At 34.0% G+C, this 17,980-nt stretch carries 18 protein-coding genes; 3 read left to right on the forward strand and 15 right to left on the reverse strand.

All coding sequences use genetic code 11. The annotated features are described in order from the left end of the window. Positions 1 to 13: 13 nt before the first annotated feature. From ACODSI_RS02130 to ACODSI_RS02140, 3 genes are read right to left on the reverse strand one after another with little or no spacing between them, the layout of a single operon-like run. On the reverse strand, positions 14 to 508 hold the full coding sequence (locus tag ACODSI_RS02130) for a hypothetical protein (RefSeq protein ID WP_488915198.1): 495 nt from the start codon (positions 506 to 508) through the stop codon (positions 14 to 16). An 11-nt stretch (positions 509 to 519) separates the two neighbouring features. Then, entirely contained in the window at positions 520 to 1,011 is a 492-nt protein-coding gene (locus ACODSI_RS02135; protein WP_488915199.1) for a hypothetical protein, read from the reverse strand. Further along, positions 1,012 to 1,776: an MBL fold metallo-hydrolase gene (locus ACODSI_RS02140; protein ID WP_488915200.1), complete on the reverse strand. Its 765-nt coding sequence runs from the start codon at positions 1,774 to 1,776 to the stop codon at positions 1,012 to 1,014. It abuts the gene before it with no gap. A 142-nt stretch (positions 1,777 to 1,918) separates the two neighbouring features. On the opposite strand from ACODSI_RS02140, the gene ACODSI_RS02145 reads away from it, so the two are divergent. After that, positions 1,919 to 3,382, forward strand: coding sequence for a TonB-dependent receptor (locus tag ACODSI_RS02145; protein WP_488915201.1), 1,464 nt, complete (start codon positions 1,919 to 1,921; stop codon positions 3,380 to 3,382). Positions 3,383 to 3,587: 205 nt separating this feature from the next. After that, positions 3,588 to 3,830 carry a DUF1660 family phage protein gene (locus ACODSI_RS02150; protein ID WP_488915202.1) on the forward strand — a complete coding sequence of 81 codons (243 nt, stop codon included), beginning with the start codon at positions 3,588 to 3,590 and terminating at the stop codon, positions 3,828 to 3,830. 49 nt (positions 3,831 to 3,879) lie between these two features. Here ACODSI_RS02150 and bcp read toward each other — a convergent pair whose 3' ends face one another. Continuing rightward, a complete protein-coding gene (gene bcp / locus ACODSI_RS02155) occupies positions 3,880 to 4,332 on the reverse strand; it encodes a thioredoxin-dependent thiol peroxidase (protein WP_488915203.1) in 453 nt (150 codons plus the stop codon). A gap of 64 nt (positions 4,333 to 4,396) precedes the next feature. On the opposite strand from bcp, the gene ACODSI_RS02160 reads away from it, so the two are divergent. Then, on the forward strand, positions 4,397 to 5,056 hold the full coding sequence (locus ACODSI_RS02160; protein ID WP_488915204.1) for an endonuclease III domain-containing protein: 660 nt from the start codon (positions 4,397 to 4,399) through the stop codon (positions 5,054 to 5,056). A 16-nt stretch (positions 5,057 to 5,072) separates the two neighbouring features. Here the strand turns inward: ACODSI_RS02160 and ACODSI_RS02165 are convergent, their stop codons facing one another. The 11 genes from ACODSI_RS02165 to ACODSI_RS02215 form a co-directional block, all read right to left on the reverse strand. Continuing rightward, a complete protein-coding gene (locus ACODSI_RS02165) occupies positions 5,073 to 5,216 on the reverse strand; it encodes a hypothetical protein (RefSeq protein ID WP_488915205.1) in 144 nt (47 codons plus the stop codon). A 50-nt stretch (positions 5,217 to 5,266) separates the two neighbouring features. Beyond that, positions 5,267 to 5,851 carry an RNA polymerase sigma factor gene (locus ACODSI_RS02170; RefSeq protein ID WP_488915206.1) on the reverse strand — a complete coding sequence of 195 codons (585 nt, stop codon included), beginning with the start codon at positions 5,849 to 5,851 and terminating at the stop codon, positions 5,267 to 5,269. A gap of 248 nt (positions 5,852 to 6,099) precedes the next feature. Continuing rightward, positions 6,100 to 6,858: a glycoside hydrolase family 16 protein gene (locus tag ACODSI_RS02175; RefSeq protein ID WP_488915207.1), complete on the reverse strand. Its 759-nt coding sequence runs from the start codon at positions 6,856 to 6,858 to the stop codon at positions 6,100 to 6,102. A 3-nt stretch (positions 6,859 to 6,861) separates the two neighbouring features. Next, entirely contained in the window at positions 6,862 to 9,084 is a 2,223-nt protein-coding gene (locus tag ACODSI_RS02180; protein WP_488915208.1) for a glycoside hydrolase family 3 N-terminal domain-containing protein, read from the reverse strand. A 14-nt stretch (positions 9,085 to 9,098) separates the two neighbouring features. Continuing rightward, positions 9,099 to 10,880, reverse strand: a complete 1,782-nt coding sequence (locus ACODSI_RS02185; RefSeq protein ID WP_488915209.1) for a cellulase family glycosylhydrolase — start codon at positions 10,878 to 10,880, stop codon at positions 9,099 to 9,101. A gap of 30 nt (positions 10,881 to 10,910) precedes the next feature. After that, positions 10,911 to 12,368, reverse strand: coding sequence for a glycoside hydrolase family 30 protein (locus ACODSI_RS02190; protein ID WP_488915210.1), 1,458 nt, complete (start codon positions 12,366 to 12,368; stop codon positions 10,911 to 10,913). 9 nt (positions 12,369 to 12,377) lie between these two features. Next, the gene (locus tag ACODSI_RS02195; protein ID WP_488915211.1) at positions 12,378 to 13,820 is read right to left on the reverse strand and encodes a glycoside hydrolase family 30 protein; all 1,443 of its coding nucleotides are present in this window, start codon (positions 13,818 to 13,820) and stop codon (positions 12,378 to 12,380) included. After that, a complete protein-coding gene (locus ACODSI_RS02200) occupies positions 13,817 to 14,662 on the reverse strand; it encodes an endonuclease/exonuclease/phosphatase family protein (protein ID WP_488915212.1) in 846 nt (281 codons plus the stop codon). Before ACODSI_RS02200 ends, ACODSI_RS02195 begins: the two co-directional genes overlap by 4 nt. Positions 14,663 to 14,741: 79 nt before the next feature. Further along, positions 14,742 to 15,833 carry a glycoside hydrolase family 16 protein gene (locus ACODSI_RS02205; protein ID WP_488915213.1) on the reverse strand — a complete coding sequence of 364 codons (1,092 nt, stop codon included), beginning with the start codon at positions 15,831 to 15,833 and terminating at the stop codon, positions 14,742 to 14,744. A 69-nt stretch (positions 15,834 to 15,902) separates the two neighbouring features. Then, positions 15,903 to 16,892, reverse strand: coding sequence for a hypothetical protein (locus ACODSI_RS02210; RefSeq protein ID WP_488915214.1), 990 nt, complete (start codon positions 16,890 to 16,892; stop codon positions 15,903 to 15,905). Next, a complete protein-coding gene (locus ACODSI_RS02215) occupies positions 16,873 to 17,979 on the reverse strand; it encodes a hypothetical protein (protein ID WP_488915215.1) in 1,107 nt (368 codons plus the stop codon). Before ACODSI_RS02215 ends, ACODSI_RS02210 begins: the two co-directional genes overlap by 20 nt. Position 17,980 lies beyond the last annotated feature (1 nt).

The following is a 17,980-nucleotide window of genomic DNA, read 5'->3' on the forward strand; positions in this document are numbered from 1 at the left end:
ATAAGAATTGAAATTATTCTTGACCTTCTGGATTATCGCTTCCAGTTACTTTGTTACCAATTTCACCATCGCCTGAAAAAATAGTCGCTCCAGCTTTTGTTAAAACATATCCGTTTTTTTGAATGAGTTGATAATCTTCAAAAACCCAAGGCTTTCCAGAAGCTATTCTAGTTAATATGAATGATTTTTCATCGGGTAGAAATACTTCAGCTTTGTCAGCACTTTCATTAAAAAGCACATAAGCGCATAACGTAGCATCTTCTGTAGCTGCGTTGTCAACTGGATTTAATTGAATACCGGTAAAGGCGCGCACACATTCTTTATTGAGTTTAGACCACGTATAACCAGCAGAAGCTAAACATCCATTTTCATCTTGATCGGCTCCTACTATGGTTGAATCTTTGGGCTGTATTTTTTTACTGGCAACCTCTTCTGAAGTATCGTCTTTTAGCTTACACGAAACAAAAAAAGTTGCGATAACAAATATAATTGCTATTGATTTTTTCATTTTAAATTGAATTAATATTGTTCTTTTGGATAAAGAAACGAATCCATTGTTTGGAAAGTAATGGTTCCGTTTTCTTCTACAAAATATTTAATAAGCACATCACCCCACAACTGACCATTACTATAATCGGCTATTATCCAACGGTGATTGAGGATTTTTACCTTATTGATAATGAACTTCTGTTCGCCTATTTTATCTTGACCGGTATACATATTCCCTTTAGGATCGTCGTTAAAAGCCAACAAAGCTTCTCTTACTTTCGGAATTAATTGTTGAATACTATACTTTTCAAAATAATCTTGAGCATGTTGATTTTGTTCTAACGAAAAATAATCTGCATCAGACATTTTATTAGAAATCATGTTCATACTGTCTCTAACCACTTTCATTTCATCGGCATTGTTCTTCTTTTCAAAAGCCAATTGTTTCGTAAAATACATATACGTAAAAGCACTGACTAAGGCTGACAAAATAAATAAATATAGGTACAATTGTTTTTTCATCTAAATCGAAATTTCTAAGTTATCATAGGCCAAAAACACATTTGCAGGTAATTTTTTTTGAACTTCTTCATGAAAACCCAACAAATGACTGATGTGTGTTAAATATGTACGTTCTGGCTGAACCAAAGTTACAAAATCTAACGCATCTTGCAAACTAAAATGTGAATGATGTGGTTCTTCCCTCAAAGCATTAATAACCAATACTTTTATACCTTTTAGTTTTTCAACTTCTTCATTTTCTATCGACTTTACATCCGTTAAATAGGCAAAATCATTGATTCTATATCCAAAAACCTGTAAATTTGCATGCCATGCATTAATTGGAATAATATTCATTTCTCCAATAGAAAAAGGATGATTATTGCTTACTTCTAGTGCTTTCACAGAAGGTGCTCCAGGATAACGATTTTCAGTTTCAAAAATATAATCGAAACGTTTTTTTAAATTTTCAAGCACTCGTTGATGTCCATAAATTGGAATCTCACCTTGACGGAAATTAAACGGACGAATATCATCCAAACCTGCGGTATGATCAGCATGTTCGTGGGTGAACAAAATAGCATCCAGTTTATGACATTTTGAAGTCAACATTTGTTGTCTAAAATCGGGACCACAATCAACAACGATGGAATGCTCCTCATTATATATCCAAACAGAAACCCGAAGTCGTTTATCTTTAGAGTCGCTGCTATGACACACAGAATGATTGCTTCCTATAACAGGAATACCTTGAGAAGTTCCAGTACCTAAAAAATAAACTTTCATAAACTATAGATACAAATTTGCATGATTTTTGAGGATAATGTTGTTAAAAAAGCAACTCACTGAAAATTTTCTACAAAAATAGGATTATTTATCTTTTGATAAAGCACCTATTTTGTTAACTTTGCATAGTATATAATTGATTATGGGAAATTCCGGATTAGACATCAAATTAAAAGGCGACAAAGTAATAGAGCATATTCCATCTATTAAAGATAAGGCATTGCGCATTAATCTTAATGAAAATATTTATGGAACCTTTGCCGAAATTGGCGCTGGACAAGAAACTGTAAGACATTTTTTTAGAGCTGGTGCTTCTTCTGGAACCATAGCTAAAGCCATGTCAGCTTATGATAAAGACTTTAGTGATGCTATTTACGGTATTGAAGGTGATGGACGCTATGTGACTGAAAGTAGGTTAAAAAAAATGCTTTCACACGAAGTTGATTTGATTGAAAAACGTTTGGATCGAGAAAAACATCCGAATAAAATGTTTTTTAGTTATGCCAATACAGTAGCAACTATCGATTTTGCAAAACAATTCAAAGGTCATGGTTGGGTTGGAATTAAATACCAGTTAGAGCCCGACGAAGAATATAACGAAATTACACTTCACATTCGTTTTAAAGAAACCGATGCACGTTTACAACAAGAAACGCTAGGTATTTTGGGTGTAAATTTGATTTATGGTGCGTATTATAAATACAGTGATCCCAAAAAATTACTGCGTTATCTATACGACCACTTAGACAAAGATCAATTAGAAATAGACACCATTAACTTTTCAGGACCACGTTTTGCTAATGTTGACAACCGATTGATGAGTTTGCAATTGGTTAAAAATGGCATGACTGACGCCGTAATGTTTGGCCCAGACGGCCACAACATTTTGCCTGCAGCCGTACTGTACAAAAAAAATATTTTAGCATTACGAGGTAGTTTCCGTCCGGTTACGAAAGTAAACATGGACATGTATGAAAAGTCACTCGAAATGTTTATTGAAGAGAATAAAGTTGAAAAAGACAATACGTTTGTAATTTTTGAAATTACCCTTTCCAACTTGCGTTCAGAAGGAGAAATTGATGAGCGTGACTTTATGGATAGAGCGGAATTACTTTGTTCGTTAGGCCAAACCGTTATGATATCCAATTTCCAAGAATATTATAAAGTAGTTGAATATTTCTCTAATTATACTAAAGCTCGTATGGGATTGGTAATGGGAGTTAACAATTTGGTTGATATTTTTGACGAAAAATACTACCGCCATTTAAGTGGTGGAATCTTAGAAGCTTTTGGAAAATTATTCTACCGTGACTTAAAAGTATATTTATATCCGATGGAAGAAAACGGTGAGATTATTACTTCACAAAACCTTAAAGTGCATCCACGAATGAAAGAATTGTATAAATTCTTCGCCTACAATGGAAAAGTAGTTGATGTACCGGTTTATGATAAGGAAAACCTTAAGATTTTCTCTAGAGAAATACTACGAATGATCAACACTGGTATTCCTGGTTGGGAGAAAATGTTGCCGGCAGGTACCGCTGACTTAATTAAACAACACCAATTATTTGGTTACGACCCTAACCGAATTTTAGAAAAAGTATAATACGATATTTATTCCAAATAGCATCCTCAACCGTTATACAGTTGAGGATTTTTTTTTAAACAAACCATTAAAAATCAATTACATAAAATTAATATTTGTAAATATAAACTTATATACAAACAAATATTGTGTAGTTTATCTGTTTTATTTGTTGGTTTATCTATTTTTCAATAAGTTTAATCCACCAACCAATAAAACACTGATTATGAATACACTAAACACTAAAGAAAGATGGAGCACACGAAAATTAAGGTGCTCTTTATTTGGTCATAAATTAGTGGTGAAAAGAAATATAACCCCAAATTTTAGTGAATTTGAATGTACGGTTTGTCGTTTAGAATTAACACACGATGATAAAGGTAGAAAAACATCACTGACTCCTCGTTTAAAAGAAGTCAATGAAACATTATACCGTTTTCACAATAGAAGACAAAACATAGCTGTTTGAACTATCCTTTATAGTTTTTTGAAAAAGAACTGGCTTTGTAGTAAATTCTTTATTTTAATATTTGAGCAGCGTGATTTTTAGTTTTCACATCGGTGATGACCTCTTCGATTATCCCATTTTCATCAATCACAAAAGTGGTTCTATGAATACCATCGTATTCTTTACCCATAAACTTTTTGGGCCCCCAAACTCCAAAGGCTTGAATGACCGATTTATCTTCATCAGCTAATAATGGAAATGGAAAATTAAACTTTTCTTTGAATTTTAATTGTGCTTTTTCACTGTCGGCACTTACTCCTAAAAGCGCATAATTATTGGCTTGAAAACGCTCGTAATTATCTCTTAAATCACATGCTTCGGCTGTACAACCTGGTGTATTAGCTTTTGGATAAAAGAATACTACTAATTTTTTTCCTTTATAATCTCCCAACTGGTGGAATGTATTATCTTGATCAAAACCTGAAAAATCGGGTGCTTTGTCGCCTGTTTTTAGTGTGGTCATGTATGTTTCTTTAGAAGGATTAACGTATAATTTTGTTATATTTACATTTCAAATTTAGTTAAAAATGACCAAAAAAGAACGTGCAACGTTTGTTATAAATACGTTAAAAGAACTTTATCCAACAATTCCAGTTCCTCTGGACCATAAAGATCCTTATACTTTGTTAGTGGCTGTTTTGCTTTCGGCACAATGCACCGATGTTCGAGTGAACCAAATTACACCCCTATTATTTGCCAAAGCCGATAATCCATACGACATGATTAAAATGAGTGTAGAGGAAATCAAAGAAATCATCCGTCCCTGCGGTTTATCTCCCATGAAATCTATGGGAATTCATGGATTATCACATATTTTAATTGATAAATACAATGGAAAAGTTCCACAAAGTTTTGAAGCTTTAGAAGCATTACCGGCTGTGGGACATAAAACGGCTAGTGTAGTTATGAGTCAAGCCTTTGGAGTTCCAGCATTTCCGGTTGATACTCACATTCATCGTTTGATGTATCGTTGGAATTTATCAAGTGGTAAAAATGTAGTTCAGACCGAAAAAGATGCTAAAGCAATTTTCCCAAAAGAATTATGGAACGACTTGCATTTACAAATCATATGGTATGGAAGAGAATATTCTCCAGCGCGTGGTTGGGAATTAGAAAAAGACATTATCACCAAAACTATTGGTAGAAAAGAGGTACTGAAAGAGTTTGATAAAAAAATATCCCGATAATGCATCGGGATATTTCTTAATTAGCAATGATTTCGAAGTTCAAATTACCAACCTTAACCACATTCAATGCTTTTGAATAATTAAGAATAAAACTAATTGTTTCTTTTTTTGGTAACATTTTGGTGTTTGCTAATGCTTTTTTAGAGTAAAGTTTTGCCATAGAGTAATTTAAATTATACCACTATAACGTTATAACTTTCTCTTTATTGTTTAATTAGTCAAAATAATTTGATTTTTTTCAATTACTTTTCTCAAATTCAGTATGGCATAACGCATTCTACCTAATGCTGTATTGATACTAACACCTGTCAATTCAGCTATTTCATTGAAACTATAGTCTTGATAAATACGCATCATCAAAACCTCTTTTTGATCATTAGGAAGTTCTTGAATAATTTTTCGCAAATCTTTTTCAATTACATCTGTAATTATTCTGCCTTCTGCATTCAATGATGAATCAGTTAAAATAGAAAATATCGAAAACTCTTCTGTTTCCCGGAGCATGGGCATTTTTTTATTTTTTCTGTAATGATCTACAATTAAATTATGAGATATACGCATCACCCAAGGTAAAAATTTACCTTCTTCATTATAGGAATTCGATTTTAAAGTTTTAATAACTTTAATAAAGGTATCTTGAAAAATGTCGTCTGCTACATCACGATCTGCCATTTTGGAATAAATAAATCCATAAATTTTAGACTGATGTCTTTGAATTAATACGGCCAAAGCGTTTTCGTCGCCGGCTATATAATTCTTTACCAATAATGCGTCTGGGATTTGAATAGTAGCCATAAAATTACCTTTTAGTTTTGGGTTAAAAAATCGTAATGTTTTTTCTAAAAGTAATTTTATTCTATAGGCGACTGTTAATTTTTGGATTAATTATAGCCAAATATACCATAATATTTTCTTAATAAACAAATAAAATTTTAAATTTTAACACTTCTAATGCAATAAATTTGAAATTTCACTGTAAAAAAGGCAAAAAAAGAAACTCATTTCAATCAATTGAGTTCTTTTTATTACAAAACAAGAAAAAATTATTGATACACTCTGATGTAATCAAGTATGTATTCTTTAGGAAAAATAGAATCGTCTACTTCTGGACCACCAAAATTTCCGCCAACAGCCATATTTACAATAATAAAAAATGGTTGACTAAAAGGCCACGTGTTCTCATTTTTAATTTCAGGTTGGAACGTATATACCGAAACATTGTCAACGAAAAACTCTATTTTATCTTTAGTCCAATCAATTGCATAAACATGAAAACCCTCTTCTATTTCTGGAAAGTTGGTTACCTTGGAATTCACCGAATTCCCATGGCTGTCTTGTGTATGTAAAGTAGTATAAATAGTATGTGGATTTTTACCCACATATTCCATGATATCAATCTCGCCAGATTTGGGCCATCCTACGGTTTTTATGTTAGACCCCAACATCCAAAAGGCTGGCCAGATTCCTTGACCAGTAGGTAATTTAGCTCTAGCTTCAATTCTACCATATTGAAATTCTTTTTTCCCGGCGGTAGTAATACGCGTTGAAGTATATATTGAATCTTCTTTTTTAGCGGTAATAATTAATTTACCGCCTTTTAGTTTGTGATTTGTAGTTGTATACAATTGGCGTTCATTGTTTCCCCAACCACAATTAGGACACCCGTTACCCAGTTCGAAGTTCCAAACGGAAGCATCCAATTGTTTTCCGTTAAAATTTTCTTCCCAAACCAATTTACGTTCGATTTGCTGAGCAAAACTAAAATTTGAAGTTATAATAAATACTAAAAATAGCTTTTTCATCTTTTATTTTATTAATTCGAAATTACTTCTTAAACGAATGTCTGCCGATGATGAACCAATCATCAACTCAAAATCACCAGGTTCCGATTGAAACTCTAATTTAGAATTATAAAATGATAACTTTTGATTGTCAACAATAAACTTAATCACTTTAGATTCGCCAACTTCTAATTTAATTTTTTGAAAATCTTTTAATTCTATAATAGGTCGTACTACTGAACCAAATTTATCTTGAAGGTACAATTGTACCACTTCTTCACCAGCAAATTTACCCGTATTGGTAATGGTAACCGAAACTTCAATAGATTCGTTAGACTTGATTTTTTGTTTTGATAATTTCAAATCAGAATATTGGAATGAAGTATAGCTCAACCCGAATCCAAATGGAAATTTAGGTGAGGTTGGTAAATCAATATAAGCCGATTTATAATTTTTATCTTCATTAACCGATGGTCGTCCCGTACTGAAATGATTGTAATAAATTGGAATTTGTCCTTCCTCTCTCGGAAACGTCATAGGTAATTTGCCCGATGGGTTATAATCCCCAAAAAGCACATCTGCAATGGCATTTCCAGCTTCCGATCCCAACCACCAAGTATAAACAATTACTGGCATATTGTCTGCAGTCCAATTAAAAATTAAAGGTCGACCTGCATTGATTAAAACAACTATTGGCTTTCCGGTTTTTTGAAGTTCTTTAATCAAATCTTCTTGAACACCTGGTAAATGAATATTACTTCTGCTTTTGGCTTCTCCACTCATATCAAATCGTTCACCAACACTCAAAATGACTACATCTGCTTGATTTGCAATTGCGACTGCCTCTTGAAAACCCGATTTGTTAGCTCCTTCAATATCACATCCTTTGGCATAAAGCAACTTGGCAGTTTTTCCTACCTTATTTTCCAAACCTTCCCACTGCGATACGATATAGGTTGAATCAACTTCTTTCAAATCGATAGACCAAAATCCGTGATTGATTCGTTTTGGTTTCACCATTGGTCCGATAAAGGCAATGGTTTTAATATCTTTAGAAAGTGGTAAAATGTTGTTTTCATTTTTAAGAAGTACCATACTTTTCTTAGCCATATCTCTGGCAATTTTGGTATGCTCTGGATTGGAAAGTGCTGCGTTCTGTCTGTCTTGATTACAATATTTGTATGGATCATCAAACAAACCCAATTCAAATTTCTTGCGGAGAATTCGTTTTACGGCATCATCGATAACCGATACTGGTACTTTATTTTCTTTGACCAATTGCGCCAAATTATTGCGATAGGCATTGCTTTCCATATCCATATCACTCCCTGCTAAAATTGCTGATTGAGCGGCTTCTTTACCATCTTTAGCATAACCATGTGCTGTCATTTCACCAATAGAACCCCAATCGGAAACGACAAAACCTCTGAAGTTCCATTTTCCTTTTAAAATATCACGTTGCAGGTATTTATTAGCTGTAGCTGGAATTCCGTTTAAATCGTTAAACGAATTCATAAATGTGGCAGCTCCAGCATCTAATGCCGCTTTGAATGGTGGTAAATACGTTTCCCACAACATGCGATCACTCATATCAACCGAGTTGTAATCTCTTCCTCCAACTGCTGCACCATAAGCAGCAAAATGTTTGACACAAGCCATTACCGAATTCAATTCACCCAATTTTGTTCCTTGAAATCCTTTAACCCGTGCAATAGCAATTTTAGAACCTAAATAGGTATCCTCTCCAGCGCCTTCCATAACTCTGCCCCAACGTGGATCGCGAGCAATATCAACCATTGGTGCAAATGTCCAATGGATGCCACTTGCCGAAGCTTCTGTGGCGGCAACACGGGCTCCTTGTTCAATAGCTGTCATGTCCCAACTAGCCGATTCGGCTAAAGGAATTGGAAAAGTAGTTTTGTAACCATGTATGACATCCAAACCAAAAAGCAATGGAATTTTCAATCTTGATTGCATAGCCAATTCTTGATACTTTCGAGTTCTATCGGCACCCATAACATTCAACATAGAACCTAATAAACCAGCTTTAATTTCTTTTTCCTTATTTGGATTTACCACTAATGGTCCTGTTGGATTAGCATCGTTAGTATATTGATTTAACTGACCTATTTTCTCCTCAAGAGTCATTTTTTTTAGCAACTCATCTACTTTTTGATCTATTGTTTTTTGTTGAGAAAACCCTATACATGAACTTAATAAAACTAAAGCTAGTATATTTTTTTTCATAATGTCTCTTTTAGTTATTTTTTGGTATTGGTTGTGTTTTTAAATTCTAAGTAATTTAGATTGCAATTTCCTTTTTCAAAAAAAACTCTGATGGAGTTAATTCCTTTTTTCAACTTAATTTCTTTTAAATCTTGGGTTTGCCATTTTGATTTACTTCCAGTTGATGGAAGTGAAACTGTTGCTGTCAACTTTGTCCCATTCTCATCTAATAGATACACTTTAGCATCCGAAGTATCGGCAGCATACCTAAGAGTTAAATTAAATGTAGTGTCCGCTTTCAAATCAAATGTATACTGCATCCACTCCCGATCTTGAATAGCTGTTACATTGTAGCCATTTGAAATTTTATCAGAACACTTTTCAATATCTACACCATCATTGCGCATTTGGTTACCGCTATTCCATTCAGTTCTATTGCCCGATGAAACCCAATAATTGTAGGCATCATTATCAAAATAAGCAACATTAATAGCACCTAAATCATAGTTGGTTGCAAATATTTTACCGGGTAAAATGTGTTTTTTGTAAGGTTTGGCTTTTTCAGAATGAATTTGTCGAAACATAGCATCTATAACATCGTATTTGATGTTCAAGTTTTCCAATTTATAATTGTTAGCCAGTTTCATCAAGATTTTTTTGGCTTCATCTGCAGATGGTTTGTTTTTACCAGTTTTCCAATAATTTAAAAGGATTTTATATCCTGAAGGTTCTTTTACAGAAGTGACACCAGCAATATTATCAATCTTCTTCATAGGCCAAAAAGCCCAACCAATATTATTAGATTCGACTAATGTAATAGCATCTTTAAACCACGCATTAGAATTCTCTCCGCTCTCTCCCAACCAAATTGGCACATTGTATTGTTTTCTATAATCTAGCATTTGTTGAATGCTTGCCGTATCGTTGTAATTCCAATATTTGTGAAAACTCAAAGCCATATTGTCGTCCCAAAGCGGAAATAAACCATTATAATTGTTTCCCCAGCAATTTCCTTCGGCAATGATTAAATGATTACTATCTATCTTTCGAATGGCATTGGTTATTCGAACTTGGAGAGCTCTTAGAGGCGCATTCAATTTTTCGTCGCATCCATTTTTGTTGGTACTAGAAAAATTCCAGTTAGGTTCATTAATGATATCATATCCGCCAATCCAAGGATTATCTTTATATCGCTCTGCTATCTTTTTCCAGAAAGCTACCATTTTATCTTGATTATCGACACTTTCCCATAAAGAAGGTTTAGAATCATCATAATCAGAAATATTAGCATCCTTGCCCTGACCACCTGGAGCGGCATGCAAGTCTAAAATAAGATACATTTTATTGGAGGCACACCAATTTAGAAGTTCATCCGTCATCTTAAACCCTTCTTCCAACCAAGTATTCTGATTTGAGGCAGACTCTTTTTCAACTGGTAAGGTGTAAAGATTATAATGCATTGGCAATCGAATTGAATTGAATCCCCAAGCTGCCAATGAATCGATATCTCGTTTGGTAATTCCATTTTTTTTGTATGCTTCATAGAATTCAGAAGTGTTTTTTTCGCCAATTAAATCGGTGATTCTTTGCTTGATTTGATATTGAGGACCTGCAAAATCACCAGTTTTTAACATATAACCTTCTTGAACCATCCATCCTCCTAAACCCAATCCTCTTAAAAGAACATTTTTCCCATTTCCATCAACAATATTTTGTCCATCACGGTGCAAAAAATTTTGACTAAACGAAGAGATAGATAGGAAAATAAAAAATAAAACATACAAATTCTTATAGTGTATTGTACTGGATTGTATCATTTGATTAAACAAAATTTGAGGTAAAAATTATTAATACACTAAGGTTTGAATAGCATGAGGTAAAATAGTTACTGCTGTTGTTTCTGTTCCGATGCAAAGAAAATAATCAATTTTTAAATTACTCTGATTCATCACTACCGTGACCATTTTCCCATCAGGATTCATAAATGAAGTGGTAAGTAATGAACTTCTACTTGAAACGCTACTCACTCTTTTAGCACCTTTTTCAATAAATTTAGAAAAATGTCCAATAAAATAATAGGACGGTGTATAAATTAATTGACCTGTAGTAGTATCGGCGTGAATTGGTGAAAAACAAAAATTCTTCACATGATTTGGACCGCCATTTTGATCTAATAAAATATTCCAATCGGTCCAACCCACAGTTCCATTATTAAAATCATTGATCATTGACTTTCCATAACGCTCACCATTCTTCCATAATTGGTAATTTTTGGCATCAAACTTTTCTACACAACCTTCGGTAAAAAATAAGTTTTTAGAAGGATACATTTCATTTACTTTGCCTACGTTGTCATACATTTGATCTCCTCCACTCCAACTTTCATACCAGTGAAAACCGATTCCCCATACATATTTACTGGCTTCAGGATCATCTAAAATAGTACTAACACGTTGTGATATTAAATCGCGATTATGATCCCAAATTGAAATCTTTTTATCGCCTAAACCTGCTTTTTTAAGCGTTGGTCCAAGATAATTTTTAAGAAAATCGCGCTCTTCTGAGGCCGAATAAACACATGATTCCCATTTTTGTTTGGCCATTGGTTCGTTTTGAACCGTTAATCCCCAAACTGGAAGCCCTTCTTTTTCTAGAGCATTGATGTATTTGACATAGTAATTCGCCCAAGATTGGCTGAACTCTGGCAGTAATTTCCCACCATGTAAAACATCCTTATTGTCTTTCATGAAAGCTGGTGGCGACCAAGGACTCACATATAAAGAAGCCTCTTTACCAATAGCACCCATAGCTCTTTTTAACAAAGGAATTCTAAATTTTTTGTCGTGATCAATATTAAATGTTTTTAAAGCAGCATCGCCTTCTTGAATATAGCTGTAAGAATCTGAACTAAAATCACAACTACTGATATTGGTTCGTATAATGGTGTAGCCAATTCCTTTATTTTTAGAATAGTAGGCATCTAAAAACTCTTGTTGTTTTTCGGCTGATAACGTGGCAAAAACCTCTGCACTAGCATCGGTAATAGCACCACCTATTCCGAAAAATGTTTGAAATTTTTTATTTGGATTAACAAAAATACAAATCTGAGTTTCTACAGGTTGCTTTAGCTCTGAGAACTTTAAATCTTCGGCTGTTTTAGTTAATTTTAAGTTGGTACTATCAGCAGAAGTATATACAACTACCGTTTTATTTTTAACAGAATAAGAAACCGTAGTTGTATGCTTCTTTTGAGAAAACGCGACTAAAGTTGAAAGAAAAACTATGATTAAAAATACTTTATTCATGATATGATTTTAAAAAATGTAAGTGGCGACAGAACCTCCATTTAAGGAAGCTGCAACCCATTTGCCATTGTATTTGATATTAAAAACTTCAGACGCTGTACCATCATTTTCTACAATAAGAACTATCTTGCCTGATGGAGTTTTAAAAGCTACATTGTTCACATTACCGGTTTGAGTTGAAGCAATTCGAACAGATCCAGCAGGAACAAATTTAGAAGCATGCGCTACAATGTAATAACTCACATTTCGCATATAACTATCTGCACCTGTAACTGTTATAGCACCTTTACAAGTAGTACATCCGCCAGGTGTATTGGGACCAAATGCAGTATTATTAGCTAAATTCCATTCCAAAGCATTTTTACTCCAGTTGCGCATAGAACCTATGATAACATTCTTTACATGCCATTTCAAATCACCATCAAAACTTCCTGTAGAAGCGGTGTATTGTTCTGTAAAATACACATTTTTGTTAGGATAAGCATTGTGAACGGTACTCAATGCCGAAATATCTCCAGCGTATAAATGAAATGCCGAGCCGTCTACAAATGGATTGGCAGTTGGATCAGATAAAACGGTCATTGGGTATTGTGGTACATCACAATTGTGATCGTAAGATACTATTTTAGTGGTAATTCCTGCTGTTTGAAAGGCTGGCCCTAAATTATTTTTGATAAAATCAGTTTGTTGTGAAGCCGTCATCACCAAACTCGGATTATTGTATGGATTTAAAGGCTCATTTTGAGGCGTTACAGCGTCAATATGAATTCCTTGTGCTTGCATTGCTTGAATGTATTTTACAAAATATTGTGCATAAGCACTGTAGTATTGTGTTTGTAAACTTCCGCCAATAGTGCTGTTATTGTCTTTCATCCAAACTGGAGCCGACCATGGAGCAGCAATAATCTTTATATTTGGGTTGATGATTAAAATATCTTTTAGTAAAAGGATTAGTTCATTATCATTGGCTAAACTGAAATTATTCAAATTGGCATCCGTTTGCCCTGAAGGCATATCATCATATGAGAAAACGGTACTATTTAAATCGGAAGCTCCAATACTAATTCTTAAATAATTAACCGAAATTGAAGTAGCAGAAGCTCCAAATAATTCTTGCAGCAACTCAGTTTTTTTAGAAGCAGATAGCATATTAATCACTTGAGCGCTACCTCCAGTTAAAGTATATCCAAAGCCATCAACCGTTTGATATGTTTGGGAATCGTTAATCTCTATATTGGGGTACACATTATAAGTTGTACCGAAACCCATAACGATGGATTGTTTTTGTAATTTCACTGATTCGTCAGCTTTAGTAAGCCAAAAATCGACATCATTGGTTGTTGGTGTAGTATTAGAACCGTTATTAACTGTATCTGACGATTGAGCACAGCCTACTAATACACTTGCTAAGGAAGCAATAAAAAGAAATTGTATATTTTTTAATGTAATCATTTTTTAAAATTTAATTCGATATAAACGGGTAAATGGTCTGATGGATATTTTAAATCTTTGGAATCACTTAAGACTGCATATTTTTCAACAATTATAGTACTGTTTTTAGAAATAAAAATATAATCTATTCTTTTAGTTACAGCTTCATCATGTTTAAAACCATTGAAAGTACCGGAAGGCCCAAAAGGTTTTTGAGTAGAAATATCTCTAGAATCGAGCATTTCTTTTTTTAAATTTACTATTCGATTTTCTGAAGGTTCAGAGTTAAAATCACCCATAAACAGTACGGGATAATTGTTAGAATTTAACGTTTTTATTTTGGCAAGTATTAATTCAATGCCTTTAGTTCGGGCAACTTCACCAATGTGATCTAAGTGGGTATTAAAAACCCAAAATATTGTATTTGTAATGTTATCTTTTAATAAAACATAAGTACAAACCCGATTACATGCTGCATCCCAACCTTTGGAAATTTCATTGGGCGTTTCGGAAAGCCAAAACGTACTTTCTTGTAAAACACTGAATCGTTTTTTCTTATAAAATATATTTGAAGATTCACCCTTTCCAACACCTTCTCTTCCTATTCCAACATAAGAATATTGTGGTAGTGAAGTAGAAATATCGGTTACCTGACTTGGTGTGGCTTCTTGAATACCAAAAATATCGGGTTCATAAAATTGAATTTGAGACGTAAAATAGTCTTTTCTATTGGTCCAACTATTTTCTCCATCTGAATCTACATTCAAACGGATATTATAAGTCATTACTTTTAGAGATTGAGCTTTCAATGAAAAACTCAAAACAACTAAAACGATTGTAAAAAAAAATCTGATTTGTTTCATCTTAAAAACATTATCCATCAAAGCTTCTGTTGAAGAAATAACAGAAGCTATTAATGGACAAACTAACTTAAACAAAATATTATTGATACACTCTAACGTAATCTACTTCAAGTGTGGCTGACGTAAAATTAGGATCGATTGTTCCACCAAAATTTCCTCCCATTGCACAATTAAAAATAAAGAAGAAATTACTATTAAATGGAACTGCACTACTATTACCAAACGAACGATACAATTGGTTATCAACATAAAATTTAATTGCTGTTGATGACCAATCTATAGAATAGATATGAAAATCGGTAGTAGCTGTAGCAACAGTCGTAGTAGCCGAGTCTGCATTACCACCAGAATGGCCAGGATAATGAAGCGTTCCGTAAATAGTATTTAGATTATTTCCTATGTGTTCCATAATATCAATCTCACCACAGGCAGGCCAACCAACAGAACCAATATTTTCGCCCAACATCCACAGTGCAGGCCACGTACCTCCTCCAGCTGGTAGTTTGGCTCTCATATCAATTCTACCGTATTTAAATGATTTTTTTCCGCTAGTAACAATTCTAGCCGAAGTATAATTACTTCCGTTATATACTTCTTTTATGGCATTAATTCGCAATGTTCCGTTTTGAACAATTACGTTTTGAGGTCTATTGGTGTAACATTGCAATTCATTATTGCCCCATCCACCAGCACCAGTTTCATAGGACCAATTGGCACTATTTGGAGCTCCATCTACATCAAATTCATCTGCCCAAACTAAAGTTGGCTGAACATAAACAACAACAGGTATATTTCCTGAGATGAATTTACTCCCATTATATGCCGAAGCATAAACGGTATAGGCATTCGTACCTAAATCTGTAAATGTATAACTAAAAACTCCTGTAGTTGAATTGATAATATTTGAACCAATCAATATTTTATACGATGTAGCATTGGTTGCTGAAACTGTAAAATTCACTACTCCACTTCCATCACCATTAGGCATCGTTGAAGTTGTACCAACTACAGCAGCATTAATGACTAAATTTGAAGGCGTTATTTCTGAGGAAGAACTACCTCCGTTATCATTTTTACTACAACTCATAATAGATGTTGTAGTAAATGAAACTAAAGCAACTGCCATAAATATAAACTTCCAACGGTAAATTTTACTATTTTCTTTTTTCATAACTGTTTATTCATTAATAATAAGACACTCAGAACTGTTTTCGCTCTGAGTGTCTTTATTTACTTTTAATTATGGTGCTGGTTTAAGTTTTAAATACCAAGCATTTCCTGTTTCAGTACCTTGAACTCTAAGGTACATGTAAGTTGGTGTACTTACCATAATTTCATATTCTTTTTGCAAGGCACCATAACCAATATACGTTGTAGAACCTCCCAACAACATACTAGTTTGTGTAGAAGTCACTGTACTTGGAAGTCCAGAGCTAGTAGGAACAAAAGTAAATGGAGCAGTTCCGCCACCATAACTGTAACATCCTTCAGCACCTGATGCAGGAATTCCCGGAATTGAAGCTAAAGAACCTGTTTTAGTAAAAGCTCCATCTGGATTTGTTACTTGTAATGTAAATGAATTAGCTCCAGCTAGTTTATTAAATGTAAAAGTTGTAGTGTAAAAACAATTACAACAAGCTACTTTTTCATCAATTGCAGCCGACCACCAGTCTGGTCCTGATGAACTAGTGCTCCATGGTCCTACACCAAAATGTCCTGGAACACTTTTATCAACAACCCAAGTTTTAGAGGCATTGTTGGTAATGTTTGTCACAATAGACGGATCTGGATTGAAATTACTTACCACAGTAACATCTTTAGTTACCGTAGATGAAGTTCCTCCTTTACCATAAGCTACAACAGTAATTCTATAGGTATGAAGACCAAGAGCGGTAAACTTTTTAGTTGTACCACTAGAAGGTAAGGTTGATAAAGAAACTGGAGATGTTAAATCTGTAACATCATTATATCCTACTTTAAAAGCCAAAGCATTGTCTGCAGTTGCCGATACAATAACATCACCCGAACCATCTCCATTTGGATTAGCCGAATTACTTCCTACAACTTGTGCATTGATTACCGCATTTGAAGGAGCTGTTAAGTCGCCTAATGAATAGCTTTCCTCTTGACAGCTTGTAAGCGTTAGAGCAAAACCAACCAATAGACTAAAAATAAATTTTATATTCATCTTATTCATCATTTCTATTTTTTTAGTTTGATTGTGTAACATTGTCTATATAAATAACTTCACCAGAACCACCAGCTGCAAGATTATATTGGAAAACTAATTGTTTAAAAGTTGTTCCAGCAGGTATGCCAAGTGTGCTAAAATCAAAAGTTAATTCTTGCCATTGGTTAGCAACAGTTATTGGCACATCGATGGATTGATTTCCAATGCCAACAGAAGGTTGTTCTAGTTGAAAATGTAATAATTTACCAACTTGAGTAGCATAAACCATAACTTTAAATTTATTTCCGTTATTAAAATCTATTGGAACACCATTTGGTGCTGATAGTGGCGTCCAAGTTCCAGCCCATGACTCTGCACCAGCATTTTTGGTAAACCTCCAAACATTAGCCGATGTATCTATTCCTCCTGGAAATGGGTTGGCAACAACTGCTACGTCTACACCTCCGAAAGTGCCTCCAATTCCATAATTTTGAATAGGATTTTCATAGGTAATTGGTAATGAATATGGAGAATAAACAGTTATAGGATAAGTAACTGTTGTATTTGCCGCACCACCACTTAAAGCAGTAACAGTTAAAGTATATACTCCTGGTGCATAATTATGATCCGGTACTGTGAAAGTTCCTCCTAAAGTTCCTGTCATTGATTGTGTCAAACTTCCATCACCCCAATTAACTGTAAATCCGTTTGCATTTGTAGCAGTAGCAGTTAGAGTTAAAACAGTACCTGCAAAATTTCTAACTGTATTCACATTTGTAGGAGCTGTATATACCACACTTAAAGGATAGGTTGCCGTAGTAGAATGACCAGCAATATCATAAGAAACAATAGTTACGGTATAGGTTCCTTCAGGATAAACATGATTTGTACTAGCACCTGCAGAAACAGTAACTGGTGCTCCAGTTCCGTGACCGTAACTTACAGAGAAACTAGTTGCGCCATCTCCAATTGGAGTTATTTTAACAAGTCCTGAGTTATCTGTACTTACATCAAATATCTTAGAGTTGTTAGAAGATGATGCTGTACTTAATGAAGACAAATCAGTGTCAATTCCATCTGGTGATGAACAGCTAATTGCTGCGGCCATAAGAAGAGCACAACTGAAAATTAATTTTACTTTTTTCATA

This window comes from Flavobacterium sp. FG139, from assembly GCF_057809695.1.